At 61.2% G+C, this 14,225-nt stretch carries 12 protein-coding genes and 1 pseudogene; 1 reads left to right on the top strand and 12 read right to left on the bottom strand.

Annotation, left to right across the window (positions count from 1 at the left end):
• Positions 1-20: 20 nt before the first annotated feature.
• Both ACMG4M_RS04610 and pmbA read right to left on the bottom strand, forming a co-directional pair.
• Positions 21-773: a BPSS1780 family membrane protein gene (locus ACMG4M_RS04610; protein ID WP_035248239.1), complete on the bottom strand. Its 753-nt coding sequence runs from the start codon at positions 771-773 to the stop codon at positions 21-23.
• Positions 774-833: 60 nt separating this feature from the next.
• Positions 834-2,189, bottom strand: a complete 1,356-nt coding sequence (gene pmbA / locus ACMG4M_RS04605) for a metalloprotease PmbA (protein WP_272997385.1) — start codon at positions 2,187-2,189, stop codon at positions 834-836.
• Between the two features lie 84 nt (positions 2,190-2,273).
• Here pmbA and yjgA point away from each other — a divergent pair, with 84 nt between their 5' ends.
• Positions 2,274-2,813 (top strand): ribosome biogenesis factor YjgA, encoded by a 540-nt coding sequence (gene yjgA, locus ACMG4M_RS04600; protein ID WP_414430788.1) that lies wholly within the window; start codon positions 2,274-2,276, stop codon positions 2,811-2,813.
• 186 nt (positions 2,814-2,999) lie between these two features.
• Here the strand turns inward: yjgA and ACMG4M_RS04595 are convergent, their stop codons facing one another.
• The 10 genes and pseudogenes from ACMG4M_RS04595 to ACMG4M_RS04550 all read right to left on the bottom strand — a co-directional run bounded on the left by ACMG4M_RS04595 (position 3,000) and on the right by ACMG4M_RS04550 (position 14,191).
• Positions 3,000-4,499 carry a C13 family peptidase gene (locus ACMG4M_RS04595; protein ID WP_414430787.1) on the bottom strand — a complete coding sequence of 500 codons (1,500 nt, stop codon included), beginning with the start codon at positions 4,497-4,499 and terminating at the stop codon, positions 3,000-3,002.
• A 32-nt stretch (positions 4,500-4,531) separates the two neighbouring features.
• On the bottom strand, positions 4,532-4,993 hold the full coding sequence (locus ACMG4M_RS04590) for a Crp/Fnr family transcriptional regulator (protein ID WP_035248106.1): 462 nt from the start codon (positions 4,991-4,993) through the stop codon (positions 4,532-4,534).
• Positions 4,993-6,435, bottom strand: coding sequence for a metalloprotease TldD (tldD, locus tag ACMG4M_RS04585; RefSeq protein ID WP_272962117.1), 1,443 nt, complete (start codon positions 6,433-6,435; stop codon positions 4,993-4,995). Before tldD ends, ACMG4M_RS04590 begins: the two co-directional genes overlap by 1 nt.
• Positions 6,425-7,236 (bottom strand): annotated as a pseudogene (locus ACMG4M_RS04580) (carbon-nitrogen hydrolase family protein). Before ACMG4M_RS04580 ends, tldD begins: the two are co-directional and overlap by 11 nt.
• A gap of 32 nt (positions 7,237-7,268) precedes the next feature.
• On the bottom strand, positions 7,269-8,801 hold the full coding sequence (locus ACMG4M_RS04575) for a YhdP family protein (protein WP_414430786.1): 1,533 nt from the start codon (positions 8,799-8,801) through the stop codon (positions 7,269-7,271).
• Between the two features lie 44 nt (positions 8,802-8,845).
• Complete coding sequence (locus tag ACMG4M_RS04570) at positions 8,846-11,095, bottom strand: YhdP family protein (protein WP_414430785.1); 2,250 nt, start codon at positions 11,093-11,095, stop codon at positions 8,846-8,848.
• A 2-nt stretch (positions 11,096-11,097) separates the two neighbouring features.
• Positions 11,098-11,685 (bottom strand): Maf family protein, encoded by a 588-nt coding sequence (locus tag ACMG4M_RS04565; protein WP_414430784.1) that lies wholly within the window; start codon positions 11,683-11,685, stop codon positions 11,098-11,100.
• A 127-nt stretch (positions 11,686-11,812) separates the two neighbouring features.
• Positions 11,813-12,304 (bottom strand): rod shape-determining protein MreD, encoded by a 492-nt coding sequence (gene mreD / locus ACMG4M_RS04560; protein ID WP_035248113.1) that lies wholly within the window; start codon positions 12,302-12,304, stop codon positions 11,813-11,815.
• Entirely contained in the window at positions 12,294-13,049 is a 756-nt protein-coding gene (gene mreC, locus ACMG4M_RS04555) for a rod shape-determining protein MreC (RefSeq protein ID WP_414430783.1), read from the bottom strand. Before mreC ends, mreD begins: the two co-directional genes overlap by 11 nt.
• 104 nt (positions 13,050-13,153) lie before the next feature.
• Entirely contained in the window at positions 13,154-14,191 is a 1,038-nt protein-coding gene (locus ACMG4M_RS04550; protein ID WP_035248243.1) for a rod shape-determining protein, read from the bottom strand.
• Positions 14,192-14,225 lie beyond the last annotated feature (34 nt).

The following is a 14,225-nucleotide window of genomic DNA, read 5'->3' as shown; positions in this document are numbered from 1 at the left end:
GTCATGCTCTACTACGAAATTTATTCCACAAAAATCTGCCGGAAAGAGACGTAGTAGGCGCCGGCCAGAATCGGCATGACGAACAGCCACCCCAGCAGTAGTGGCAAGGCAGCCACCAGCACGATCACCATGGTGACCAGCAGGTAAACGATCATGGGAATTACATTGCGGGTGAAGCCGCGAAGGCTCAGCTTCATGGCTTCGCCCACACCCTTGTTGCCCAGAAAGATCAGCGGCACGGTGAAATAGAACAGATAGACGAAGCCAAACATGGCTACCAGACCCAACAGGCCAATCACTATCATCGCTCCAGTACCAGCGCCTCCGGCACCCAACGCATACCCCAGGCCACCGAAAACAGCCCCGAGCAGCAGCATCACACCGAGCTGAGCCAGTGCCATCAGAATCAGTGGACCGGTTCGATCAGAAAACGCGGCGAACAAGTCGGCAAAATCCGAGTTGCCCTCGGTTTCCATGCGATGGAAAATTTTCACGATCCCCGCGTAAAGTAGAGGCGTCGCCAGAATCTGAGCGATCATGCCAAGCAACGGAATGATCTGGAAGGCAGAGGTGATCAGCACGGTGACCACCAGGGCCCCAAGCACCACACCCCAGTGTCCCGGCAGCATCTTGTGACCACTGCCGATCCAGCCCAGCGCGTCCCCCACACTGATTTTGCGCGGCTCGGCCAGAATGGTCAGCGGCTGTGCCGGCGGATTATTGTCATCAATCAGCTCGGCCTGCGGCTGTTGATACGGATTGATTTCACTCACGGTTTGCTCCTTTCCCGAAAAAAATTTCATCCATTGAAAATGCCCGGATACAACCTGTCGCTATCGCCCTGCGATTTTCATCGGCGACAGCAACAGCGAGCCGCTGGCGATGTTACCCCGATAATCCACATCGGTGCCGCTACCCTGAATACCCTTGAGCATCTCCCCCAAATGCCCCGCAATGGTAAACTCTTGCAACGCTCCTTGTATGACGCCGTTCTCAAACCAGAAACCGCTGGCGCCACGAGAATAGTCTCCTGTCACCAGATTTACTCCCTGCCCCATGACTTCCGTGATCAGAATGCCTTTCGGCACCCGGGCCATCAACGCTGCCAGTGACTCGCCCGTATCGGTGATAGACAGGTTACGTACCCCTCCACCATTGCCGGTGGGGTCCATCTGCAAACGGCGACCGGCGTACAGGCCCAGTACATACTGGCGCAGCACGCCGTCCTCCACGAAAGACTGGGCACGGGTGGGCAGGCCATCGCCATCGAAAGGGGCGGAGGCGTTTCCGGCAGACAGATGCGGGTTCTCCGTCAGGGCATAGCCCTTGGGCAACACCGCAGTCCCAATGCTGTCCTGCAGGAAGGAGCTGCGACGGTACAGGGCGCCGCCGCTGATGGCGGACACCAGGTGACCCAGCAGGCCGGATGCCACTTCCGGCGCAAAGATCACCGGCAATTCACCGGTCTCCGGAATGCTCGCCCCCAGCCGTGCCAGCGTTCTCTCGCGGGCCTTTTCGCCAATCTCTTCGGCGCTGGCCAGCCGCTCACCGATGCGGCCTCCGTCGTACCAGTAATCACGCTGCATGCCATCATCGTCTTCCGCCACCACGCTGCAGACCCGGCTATGATGGGTACCACGGTAGCCGTGCAGAAAACCTTCCGAGGTGGCAAAGACCCGCAGGCTGGCGCCACTGTTGATGGACGCGCCTTCAGAATTGACGATACGCTCATCATTGCGGGCAATGGTTTCACAGCGCAATGCCTCGTCGATGGCCGCCTGGGTATCCATTGCCCAGGGGTGATACAGGTCCAGGTCCGGCACCTCCCGAGCCAGCATCGAGGCCGGTGCCAGACCCGCATAACGATCTTCCTCGGTGTAGCGGGCAATGGAGGCCGCCGCCTGAATGGTGTCGCGCAGGCTGTCACGGTTGTCGTCGGAACTGCTGGCGTGGCCCTTGCGCTGGCCGCGGAACAGGGTCACCGACACCCCCCGGTCGCGGTGGAATTCCACGGTTTCCACCTCCCCTTGGCGCACATTGACCGAATATCCCTGGGACAGACTCACATTCACTTCTGCCCCATCGGCACCCTGCCGTTTCGCCTCTTCCAGCACCCAGGCGGCGGTATCTTCCGCCTGGCGTAATTGGGCAATATCCAGTACTGCTGTCGTTGCGGGGGAATCAGACATAAAATAGCGGTTCCGTAATCAGAAAAAGTCCGTCGGCAAGCTTCACGCAACACGCCGCACGCAAAACAGGAAAGCCGAAATCCAATGACCGAGTATAACGACGACCTGCTGACCAGCAAGACACAACAAAAACGCGATGACAGTGCTTTGCAGGAGCTGGGACTCTCGTTAATGGACATGAAGCCGGCGGAGCGCGAGCGACTGCCCTTGGGCGATGAACTGAAAAAAGCCCTGGACGAAGCAGCCCGCATCAACCACCACGAGGCTCGCCGTCGCCATGCCCAGTACATCGGCCGCCTGATGCGCGAATCCAACAGCGAGCAGATCATCCAGGCGCTGGAAGCGTTTCATGATCCGTTCCGCCAGCAACGGCTGACCAACTGGGTAGAACAGATCATGGCCTGCGACCAGCCCAGGGACGCCGAAAGCACCCTGCAGCAAGTCCTGGACTTCTTCCCCCACGGTGACCGCCAGCAACTGCGCAACCTGAGCCGCAACGCGCTCAAGGCCCGCATTGCCGACCCGGCCACGGCGTCCGCCGCGGAAAAAGACAAGTTCAAACGCGAGCGACGCAAGCTGATGAGCTACCTGAACCAACTGGACAAAACCGCGCCGCTGTACTGAGAAGCGCTGCCTGCACACAGCGAGCAACACATCTACACGCAACACCCATCCGGGTGGCGTAGGGTGGATTAGCCTAAGGCGTAATCCACCATGTTTTCCTCGCATTGCCCCCACAATGTGCGAAACCGAAGGTGGATTACGCCTTAGGCTAATCCACCCTACGTTCCGATCACTCGCGGGTTTTCGCTATTCACTGTTAACTGCTTTATTGCCCTGCCACCAGCGCAAAAATGCCTCCCCCACTGCCTTTTGCGGCATGGAGTGCGCATCGCCCTCAATGCCCTGCTCTTCTTCCATCCCCGAGACCTTCTCGTTGGCAGCAGCAAACCAGGCCTGCGGATCGTCGATGCCGGCAGCCATATCCTCACCGTACAACGCCTTGCTGAACCAGGTACGGTCGGAGTCGTCACCGCAACCGAAGGAGGTGCGATCCGACGCTGCAGAAGCAAACACAACCCGCTGCGGAGAAGCCAGGGCGTCTACCCATTTTCCGGAATAGCAGGCCGACACCACCAGCCATTGATGCTTTGCCTGCAGGCCATTCAGCCACTGTTTGCCGTCAGCCACGCTCAGATCATTAAGCTTGAGATTTCGATCATCCAGTAACAGGGCGCCCTCTTTGGAACCGTGACTGACCAGATGCACCATGAGCAGATCTTCTTGCGGATCCAGCAGGGCATCCAGCGCTTGCAGCGCTTCACGTACACTGGTTCGGGTCGCCAGAGGCAGATCATCGCTGCCGCCGTTGATCAAACGCACCTGCCGGCGGTTGAGATCAAATACCGAGCCCAGCCGTTCCGCCACCCAGTCCACTTCGCGGGCAAACACAGCCTCGGTGCCATCGCCACCTACCACCAGCAGGTAAACATCACGCACTCCCGGCCGCTGTGGCGCCAAGGATGACAACACCGACTGTAAACGGCTGGATTCGGTGTACAGGCGGGCCTCCATTTTTGCTGCCCGGGCATGGCGATTTTCCCGGTAGACCTGCTCACTGGCGTAATAGCGTCCACGCACGAAATACCCTTTTTCTTCCTGCGGCTCACCGTCGCCCTCAGCCGGCTGAGTGCGCGTGCCGCTGCCGTGAGCATGGCCGTTTTCAAACTTGCCACGAATCACCACGCCATCCGGGCGGGTCAGCACCCCCTGGCCGTGATAGGAAAAATAGCGAAATTCCCCTTCATAGCGGTAACCTTCCTCATCCCGGTAAGTGCCCTTGAGCAGCTCGCCATCCTCGAACCGGCCTTCATAGTGCGCGCCATCCTCGGTGACCCAGATTCCCTGGCCATGGGGGGCGAAATCACGGAATTTCCCCTGGTAAGAGCCGCCGCTCTCATAGCTGACGGTGCCCTCAATCAGCTCACCCTGTTCGAAGCGCCCCTGCCAGGTGGCATCGTCACAGGTGAACTGCCCTTCCCCGTGCAGGACGCCGTCGACAAACTGACCTTGATGAGCGCAGCCGCGCCGATCCACCAGCTTGCCGTGACCATTAAGCCGCCCTTCGCGGAATTCCCCTTCGTAGTAGCGACCATCCGGCCAGGTCAGCGTACCTTCGCCGTGGAAGAGATCATCTCGGGTATCGCCGTCATACACCGCCCCGTCCGGCAAACGCACATCCGCCGGCCACTGCACCGGATCACAGCCAACCAGCGCAACCAGAACCATTCCAAGGCAGAATACTTTCATCGGCAAACCCGTAACGTGTTTATTAGCGTTTGTTATCCTACCGGCAGTTTGAACTGGGCCAGCTGTGACGAGGTGCGACGCAGGTGCAGGCACAGCAAGCGGGCAATGTTTTCCATGATCAGACTGACCGCATGGGGGCTGCGTTTGCGCAATTGCTCGATGCCCTTGCGGGTGAGCACGATCAGGGTGGCATCCTCGGCGGCACGGACTGTGGCCGATCGGGGCTCGTTATCCACCAGCGCCATCTCGCCCATGGAATCACCCGGCCGTAAATGGGCAATCACCACCTCGCCACCGGCTTCGCTGTTCTTGACGATATCCAGACAACCGCGCACCACAAAGCAGACAAAATCACTGCGGTCCCCTTCCCGGCATACCGGTTCCCCGGCAGGAACCCGGTTAACAAATACCAGCTTTTCCAGTACCGCCAGTTCTTCATCACTGAGCCCGGCGAACAGACGCATGCGTGACAGAACGTCCAGTACCTGGGACATCAGGCAGTGCCCCCCACGGTGAGGGCGTCCACACGCAGGGTGGGCTGACCCACGCCCACCGGCACGGACTGGCCATCCTTGCCGCAAACGCCGATGCCACTGTCCAGGGCCAGATCATTACCGACCATGGAGATGCGGCTCATCACTTCCGCGCCGCTACCGATCAGGGTGGCGCCTTTCACCGGGCAGACGATTTTGCCCTTCTCCACCAGGTAGGCTTCGCTGGTGGAAAAGACAAAACGCCCGGACGTGATATCCACCTGGCCACCTCCGAAGTTCACCGCGTAAATGCCGCGATCGAGACTGGCAACAATATCCTGCGGATCACTCTCACCGGGCAGCATGTAGGTGTTGGTCATGCGTGGCATGGGCAGGTGGGCATAGGATTCCCGCCGGCCGTTACCGGTGGGCGCCACACCCATCAGCCGGGCGTTGGTCTTGTCCTGCATGAAACCCACCAACTTGCCGTTTTCGATCAGGGTATTGCAGGCGGTAGGGGTGCCTTCGTCGTCGATGGTCAGAGAGCCTCGGCGATCCGGCAGGGTGCCATCGTCCACCACGGTACACAGGGGCGACGCCACCTGCTGGCCAAATTTCTTGGCAAACATGGAAGTGCCCTTGCGATTGAAATCGCCTTCCAGACCATGGCCCACCGCTTCGTGCAACAGCACACCGGGCCAGCCCGGCCCCAATACCACCGGCATGGTGCCTGCCGGTGCTGCTTCGGCTTCCAGGTTCAGCAAGGCGCCACGTACGGCTTCCCGGGCCCAGGTTTCGATACGCTCTTCCTGCAACAGCCAGTCGTAGGCCACCCGACCACCACCGCCGGCACTGCCGCGCTCGCGGCGGCCATTGCGTTCGGCGATCACGCTGACATTGCAGCGGATCAACGGCCGCACATCCGCCGCCAGGGTGCCGTCACTGGCGACCACCATGATCACATCCTGTTCAGCACTGAGGCTGGCCGTGACTTCCACAATGGCCGGGTCCAGTGAGCGAGCCAGGGCATCGATACGTTGCAGCAGTGCCACCTTGTCTTCGGCGGGCCAGCCCAGCAGCGGATCAATGGCGGCATAACGGGCCGGCACCGCCCGGCTGGCAAGCTGGATCTGCCGGTCCTGGCCATGTCGGGTAATGGCACGGGCGGCACCGCTGGCCTGCTGCAACGCGTCCAGGGTGATGTCATCACTATAGGCAAACCCGGTCTTATCGCCCTGGACAATGCGCACACCGGCGCCGCGCTCGGTATTGAAGCTGGCATCACGGACGATACCGTCTTCCAGCACCCAGGCCTCATGGCGGCTGTGCTGGAAATACATGTCGGCATAATCTGCCTGGCCGGTCAGTTTGCCGTTCAGCAGCGACGCCAATTGCGGGGTGTGCAGGTTTGCCGGCGCCAGCAGTACGGACTCGGCAATGGATAGGGCGTCGTTATGTGTCATAGGGTCCTTCAATTCGGAATCGTTGATGCTGTTGAACCGGCATGCTTTGCCGAAGCTCATTCATGGTAGCAAGGTCCAGCTCGGCCACAAGAGCACCGGGAGAATCGCTCAGACTATCCACCACCCGGCCCCAGGGGTCCACCAGCATGGAATGCCCATAGGTGGCCCGACGCGGGCCGTGCTGGCCGCACTGGTTGGCGCCCAGCACATAACAGCCGGTCTGTACCGCCGTGGCACGCAGCAGCAGTTGCCAGTGGGCCGCGCCGGTGACCGCGGTAAAGGCAGAGGGATACACCAACAGATGCGCCCCGGCGGCAACCAGCCGTTGGGCAAGCGCCGGAAAGCGCAGGTCATAACAGATCGCCATGCCCACCTGCAGATCACCCAGAGTGGTGGTCACCACCTCCTGGCCGGGCTCAAAAAATCCGACTCACGGTAACGACCCTGGGCATCCTGCACATCCGCATCGAACAGGTGCAGCTTGTCGTAGCGGGCCAGGCATTCCCCGGCAGCGTTTACCGCGATGGAACAGGTGCGCACAAGTGGTGATGGTACCGGCTGCCCATCCGGGCGCTGCAGTGCAGGCAGACTGCCGCCAATAATCGCCATGTCCAGGCTGCTGGCCTGCTCACACAACCAGCCGACCAGCTCGTCATGACGCTCACCCAGCACCCGGTAATCAACGCCGTAGCCGGCGAAATTTTCCGGCAACACGGCCAGCTCGGCCCCCTTTTGCCGGGCCTCGGCCAGTAGCGCTCCCGCCTGGCGCAGGTTGTCATCGGGCTGCTTGCCGCTGGTCATCTGGATGGCGGCAATTTGATAGCGTTGCACCGTCATTCGAATATCCCCTCGGTTTCTTTCACCTGTGGGCTGCTCCAGTTACCGGTTACCCGGTATTCCATGGTGGTTGTCTTGTCGAGCCGGTCGCCCCAGATCCGCTCCACCACAAAAATACCCGCACAGGCGGCCGGCCCTGCCAGACAGCCCGCATACAGGTTACTGGACAATGGCAGGGTCACCTCCATGTTGTGATCCAGGGTTTCCTTTTCCAGATCAATGGCACCCTTGACGCGAATCGCGGCTGAGGGCGAATCAATGGCCAGATTGGATGTAGCCACCCGGGGGCCATCAATGGAGAAGTCGCCAGTAATGCTGTCGCAGCTCATGCCCTTCTTGTACAGGTCCGAGAAATCCAGCCGTAAACGACGCTGGATCGTGCCGATATTGAGAATACCCAGCAGGCGCAGGAATGAGGTTTTGGTATCGGTATCCGGAATCCGGCATTCCCCGATATCCACCTGGGTCTGCCCCTCCAGGGCCAGATAATTCATATTCAACGGCCAGTCTGTCCAGCCAAGCACAACTTGCGCGCGGGCATCGTCGGACTCGATCAGTGCCGGCATACCCCAGGCGTTCAGGGAGCGGCCAAGATTGTCCGAGGACAGGCTGCCGTTGAAGCGGCTGTAAGACTTGCCGGCCTCCTCGGTCCAGTCCAGCGTGCCCTGAAAACGGCTGGATCGCCAGCGCCCGTCCAGATCGGAAATACGCACGCCCTGTTTCACCGGCCGCACCTTGCCTTGCCACTGGCCGTAGTCCTCACCGTTGATAACGATACTGTTGAAATCCGCATCCAGCGGCGGCAGTGTCAGCGGCGACACCGGTGCGGTTTCCCCGTCATCGCCGAGCGCTCCCTCGGGCAGCTTCAGATTGAGGCGGGACACCGACATGGCAAGCGGCGCCTCACCCCGGGCCGTGAAGCCATCCGGAATGCGCACAGACCCGGCCACCGCACGGCTACTCAGCGCTATATCCCAGCCAGCCACCGCCGGCAGCACCGAGAGCCGGGTATCGGCTACCTCCATGCCAAACAGATCCAGGCGATCCACCTGCAGGCTGACCTTGCTCAGGGAGGCATCGGCGGTAGCCACCCCGCCACCACTGCCAGCATTCAGTGAAGGCATCAGCCGGTTACCGATAAAGTCGATCCAGGGCTCCACACTGGCGTTAGCCAGCCGGCCGCGTACCTGAATCCCCTCGGCGGGCACCTGCAAGGTGCCGCTGCCCAGCAGCAGATCACCACGCACGCGCTTGTCGATGCGAAACGCCCCTCGCAGCAGCCCGCCGTATTCCATGTCCAGCGCCAGACGTCTGCCCGGATTACTGAGCCGGATATCCAGCGGTCGGGTTGCCTCGGCAGACTTGCCGAGCGGCGCCGGTGCATCCACGGTAATCCCTTTCATCGACGAGGCCGCTCGCAGGGAAAACGGGGTGCCCTGCCAGGGAATCTGCACAGTCAGCCCCAGCGGTAATTGCCCGGACAGAGGCTTCAGCCAGGGAAAGCCCAGCCAGTTTGCCGCCTGCTTCATGGGCAGGCTGCCATCGAGCTGCAAGCGGCTGCGGCCATCACGGGTCAGCCACTGGCCACCGAATTGCCCCCCAGGGCCCGGGCCTGCAGGCGGTCGATCTGCATGCCATCACGCGAATGAAAATAGACCGGTGCCGAGGCCTCGGTTACCTGCAGTTTGCGCGGCGTATTGTTAAGAGTGGCATCGTTCACCTGGGCATCCACAATCACCACCGGTGTGCCGCTGCCTTTTTGCAGGGGAATATCCAGCAACAGATACCCCGCCATGCTGCCGTCTCGGAAACGCCAATCCAGCAGTTCTTCAGGGAGCTGTTTACGCAGAGGGGTATCCTGAAACAGCGTATCCAGATCCTTGACCGGCCCTCGAGCCCGACCGGAAATAATCAGCCTCGGCGTCTCGCCGGTGGCAAAATCCGGCACATCAACGTGTACGTCCTGCAGCTCGCTACCCAACAATGTCCCGCTGCGAGCCAGCCCGCGAACCTGGCGGCCGTTGATCAGCACATCCGCCGACACGTCACTGGCTACCGGCCAATCCGGCAGAAAAGACAAGCGCACATCGCTGGCCTGATAACGCATCTGCAAGGTGCGATCCTGCTGGCGGCTCTTGTCGATTTTCACCGGCCCCTGATAAAGAATCTGCCCACGCTGCAGATGGCCGCCCTGGATGGCTTGTCCGAGCCAGCCGGACAGCCCCTCGGGTAACCGCTTGAGCGGCATGTAATGACTGGCGCGGGCGCCGTTGCCTTCGTAGATTTCTGCCGCCAGGCGCAATTGCGGAATCTGCTCGGGGCGCAGAGTGAGCTGCATGAGCGCCTCACCATGGGCATCCGGATTGACCACGCGCAACCGCCCGGAGCGCACCAACAGCTGCTCGCCATCACGCCGCCAGTCCAGCAGCCCGCTGACCTGGCCACCCAGGGCATGGTCATAAAGCCGCGGAAATTGCAGGCTCAGATTGTCGCTGTGCAGATGCGCCTGCCCTTCGGAAGGACTGCCCGACACCCAGCCGGAAAGCCCCTGTACACCGGGTATCCGGTCCTGCGCCTGGCTCGACAGACCCGTGAAGCGCAACTGGAATTTCTCCACTTGCCGGGCACGGCCCTGCACATAAACACCATCCAGCAGCCCCCGTGGCGCCTGCACCGTCAAACGTTCACGGACCTGTTGCAGGTTCCCGGGCACGGCAAAAGGCCACTGCTGAAACTGCTGACTGAGCGCATGGAGAGGCAATTCATTGCCCCGGAACTGCCATTGCCGCTGCTCCCCCCGGGTCTGCCAGCGCAGCGCCAGGTCTCCCAGGTTGAGGGTGCCGGCCGGCGAATCACCGGCCAGGTTGGTCAGGGACAGAGTCGCCCTCTCGCCGTCACGAACCAGGGCCAGCCGCGCCGACAGCTCGGTCATGGGCCAGTCCTGACCGTTCTGCTGCAAAGTCAGGGCAGGGAGATTGAGATTGATGCGGGCATCATGGGGCTGCCCCTGTTTCAGGGTTGACCATACCTTCAGGCGGCCATCCAGGGCTGCCACCTGCACCGGCCAGCCCAGTTCCTCGGGCAGCCACTCATGCAGCCGCTCGCCCTTGAGGCTGGCGTAGAGATCCGCTTCCACCTCTTGCAGGGAAAACGCATCGCCATGCAGATGAATGCGCGCCTGCAGGGACAGGGGCCGATCACGGGCCTCCAGATTCAGCGCCAGCCGGTGCTCATCCCCCCGATTGATCAGGGTGGCTTCCAGCTCGGAGGCCGCCAGTGGCGGCATACCCGGCCACTCCATGGACAAACGGGCATCGCTGATCACCAGCAACTGCTGGCGGTAAAACAGGGTGAGAATACGCTCCAGCGGCGGCCGCTGCTCCGGGTCATTGCTGCCCAGCGCCTCCAGGCCACGCAGACGGATACTGCCATCCTCGCCGCGCACCAGATGCAGCTCCACCCCATGAATGCGCAGCTCCTTGAGCACCAGATCCCGGTGCAACAAAGAACGGAACACGTCGATGCCCAGCACCACCTCGTCCAGCTCCAGCGCGGTGTCGCCTTCAGGGGCCGGCAGGCGAATCTGACGGGCCACAAACTGGGGCACCAGGCCGGACATCTTGCCGTCTAGCTCGGCGATGGTCAGCGGTGTCTGGATACGTTCTTCAAAGAGCACTTCCAGTCGTTCGCGATAATCCGGTACCAGCAGCATCAACTGGCGGCCGACCACCACATAGGCCGCCATCAGCAGCAGCAAGGCCACCGTCAGCCACCAGAGGGACGGATAAAGTCGATGCCAGCGATTGGGTCGGGTCGAGGCCATAGTCAGTTGGTTTGCCAATAACGAATGCCGACCTGATCCAGCAGTTCCACCATCTGTTCCAGCGGCAGGCCGACTACCCCACTGTAACTGCCCGTCAACGAGGCCACCAGCGCTGCGCCCAGCCCCTGAATGCCATAACCTCCCGCCTTGTCAGCGCCTTCGCCGGTATCCACATAAGCCTGCAGGTGCACCTCATCAAGATGGCGGAATTGCACCCGGGTAATGGCGTACCGTACCTCCAGCTGTCCACGGTGCGACAACGCCAGCGCAGACATGACCTGATGCTCGTTCCCGTTGAGAGCCTTCAGCATGGCCAGCGCCTGTTCCTTATCCGCCGGCTTGCCCAGTATCTCGTCACCCAGCACCACTGCTGTATCAGCCCCGAGCACAGCGTCGAGCGGCTGGCCATGGGCTGCCACCGCACCGGCCTGGGCCTTCTCCCGGGCCATCCGGCAGACATACTCCAGGGGCGGCTCCTGCGGCAGCGGGGTTTCATCGATATCCGGAGCGGGCAGCACGGAAAAGGGAACAGCGATCTGCCGTAGCAGCTCTGCCCGACGTGGCGAACCTGAGGCGAGATAAAGAATCATAGGATCAGAAAAAATGGATAATTGATAATGGGTAATTGATAACGAAACTGACGGAGCACCCACGTATTACTACGAGCAGTTGGCGGTTTTCGCTATCAATTCTCAATTATCAACTGTCAATTGCTCTTCAGCGTACTAGAAAACGCAGCTGCACCCAGCGCAATAGCGCACAGACCGGACGCCAAAGCACTGCGCTGGTCAGGGAAGCATAAAGAATGGTGTAAGGCGGATACAGGGTACGGCCCACAGATTCCTGCACCAGAAATGCCAGTAGGCTGACGGTACCCACTAGCAGGAAGACCACGGCACACTGCTGCAGCGAGGTAAATACCCGCATGCGCTTGTAGGCGGCCAGCATCACAAAGGCACCCAGCGCATAGGCCAGCCCCCATTGCCCCAGCGTGGTACCCACCAGCACATCGTGATACAGGCCAACAAAGAAGCCCCACAACACACCGATGCGGCTGGGCAATTCCAGCACCCAGTAAACCAGCACCAGCAGCATCCACTCCGGGCGCACCCAGTTGACGCTTTCCGGTAGCGGCACCACTTCCAGCAACGCGGCGATCAGCAAGGTGACGATAATGACACCGGTACCGGCGGGACGATCATGCATCATTGACGGCCTCCGGATCAGGTACCGGAATCAGGGGTTTCTCTGTGGGCTGCACCAGCAGCACATGGCTGGCCCGGTCTACCCGGGCGGTGGGCCGGGCGGTTATTTCCGCGAAAGGTGCACCGGACTGGTGGCGCACGGTGGTGACCGTGGCCACGGGATAGCCGCGCGGATAACGCTGGCCCAAGCCGGTGCTCACCAACAGGTCGCCCTCGCGGATGTCCGCCGTATCCGGCACGTAGAGCAGCTTGAGCCCATCGGACTGACCGGTGCCGGCGAGGACCGCACGCACGCCGTTGCGATTCACCTGTACGCTCATGGCGTGGCTGGCATCGGTGACCAGCAGCACCCGGGCGCTGAGCGGCCCCGCATCCACCACCTGACCGATCAACCCCTGGGCATCCAGCACCGCCTGCCCCCGGGAAACCTGATCACCCCGGCCCTTGTTGATGACCAGCTCCTGGCGGTTCGGATCCGGATCCACGCCGATGATCTCGGCCACCAGCACATTGGCATCCAGATCCGCCGAGGAGTTAAGCAACTCACGTAGACGCACGTTTTCCGCTTCCAGCACCGCCAGACGCTGAACCTTCTGTTCCAGAATCAGGGCCTGGCGCTGCAGACGCCGGTTTTCATCCATCAGGGAGCCGCGGCTCTGGGTCTGTTCGGACAGCCACTCACTGGAGTCCACCGGCAGGTGGGCCAGATAATGAATAGGGGCGGTGAGATAGCCGAGCACATGCCGCACGGGCGCAGCCCAGGGGTGCGCTGGTCCAGCACCATCATGATGATGGCCAGAACCAGCGCGATCAGCAGTCGGTAGGTAGGATTGGCCGGGGCAGCCATGGGCGATTACCCCATGGCCAGCATATCGAAACCCTGGCTGTCCATCAGCTCCAGCGCCTTGCCGCCCCCACGGGCCACACAGGTCAGAGGATCATCGGCGACAATCACCGGCAAACCGGTTTCTTCGCTGATCAGCCGGTCGATATCACGGAGCAAGGCGCCACCACCGGTAATCACCAGGCCACGCTCGGCGATATCGGAGGCCAGTTCCGGCGGCGAGGCTTCCAGCGCGTTTTTCACCGCATTGACGATGGCCGCCAGCGGTTCTTTCAACGCTTCCAGGATTTCCTCGGAATTCAGGGTGAAGCTGCGCGGCACCCCTTCAGCCAGGTTACGGCCGCGCACGTCGATCTCGCGGATCTCGGAACCCGGATAGGCGGTACCGATTTCATGCTTGATACGCTCGGCGGTGGATTCACCGATCAGCGAGCCGTATTCCTTACGCACAAAGGCCACAATCGCTTCGTCGAAACGGTCGCCACCGATACGCACGGACTCGGAATAGACCACGCCGTTCAGGGAAATCAGGGCAATCTCGGTGGTACCACCACCAATGTCCACCACCATGGAGCCGCGCGCTTCCTCTACCGGCAGACCGGCACCAATGGCCGCAGCCATGGGCTCTTCAATCAGATAGACATCGCGGGCCCCGGCGCCGTAGGCGGAATCCTGGATTGCCCGACGCTCCACCTGGGTGGATTTGCAGGGCACGCACACCAGCACGCGGGGCGCCGGCGGGAAGAACCCGGTGTCGTGGACCTTCTTGATAAAGTACTGGAGCATTTTCTCGGTGACATCGAAGTCAGCGATCACCCCATCCTTCATGGGACGGATGGCGGTAATGTTGCCGGGAGTACGACCCAGCATACGCTTTGCATCGGCCCCCACGGCAGCCACACTCTTCTGGGCGCCATGGTGACGAATGGCCACCACGGACGGCTCGTCCAGGACGATGCCGCGGCCACGTACATATATAAGGGTGTTGGCGGTCCCCAAATCGATGGACAAATCGGTGGAGAACATCCCCCGAATACGCTTGATCATGGACATCTCTGGCGTGTTTCCTGAAATTTTCGCG

The sequence above is a fragment of the Alcanivorax sp. IL3 genome (assembly GCF_047495465.1).
Taxonomy (GTDB): domain Bacteria; phylum Pseudomonadota; class Gammaproteobacteria; order Pseudomonadales; family Alcanivoracaceae; genus Alcanivorax; species Alcanivorax jadensis.
The sequence above is the reverse complement of the archived record's forward strand: the minus strand, read 5'-3'. Positions and strand labels throughout refer to the sequence as shown.

Coding starts and splice junctions, on each gene's coding strand:
- pmbA (WP_272997385.1), bottom strand. CDS start 2,189: ATGTCTGATTCCCCCGCAACGACAGCAGTACTGGATATTGCCCAATTA.
- yjgA (WP_414430788.1), top strand. CDS start 2,274: ATGACCGAGTATAACGACGACCTGCTGACCAGCAAGACACAACAAAAA.
- ACMG4M_RS04595 (WP_414430787.1), bottom strand. CDS start 4,499: ATGAAAGTATTCTGCCTTGGAATGGTTCTGGTTGCGCTGGTTGGCTGT.
- ACMG4M_RS04590 (WP_035248106.1), bottom strand. CDS start 4,993: ATGTCCCAGGTACTGGACGTTCTGTCACGCATGCGTCTGTTCGCCGGG.
- tldD (WP_272962117.1), bottom strand. CDS start 6,435: ATGACACATAACGACGCCCTATCCATTGCCGAGTCCGTACTGCTGGCG.
- ACMG4M_RS04575 (WP_414430786.1), bottom strand. CDS start 8,801: ATGAAGCAGGCGGCAAACTGGCTGGGCTTTCCCTGGCTGAAGCCTCTG.
- ACMG4M_RS04570 (WP_414430785.1), bottom strand. CDS start 11,095: ATGGCCTCGACCCGACCCAATCGCTGGCATCGACTTTATCCGTCCCTC.
- ACMG4M_RS04565 (WP_414430784.1), bottom strand. CDS start 11,685: ATGATTCTTTATCTCGCCTCAGGTTCGCCACGTCGGGCAGAGCTGCTA.
- mreD (WP_035248113.1), bottom strand. CDS start 12,304: ATGATGCATGATCGTCCCGCCGGTACCGGTGTCATTATCGTCACCTTG.
- ACMG4M_RS04550 (WP_035248243.1), bottom strand. CDS start 14,191: ATGATCAAGCGTATTCGGGGGATGTTCTCCACCGATTTGTCCATCGAT.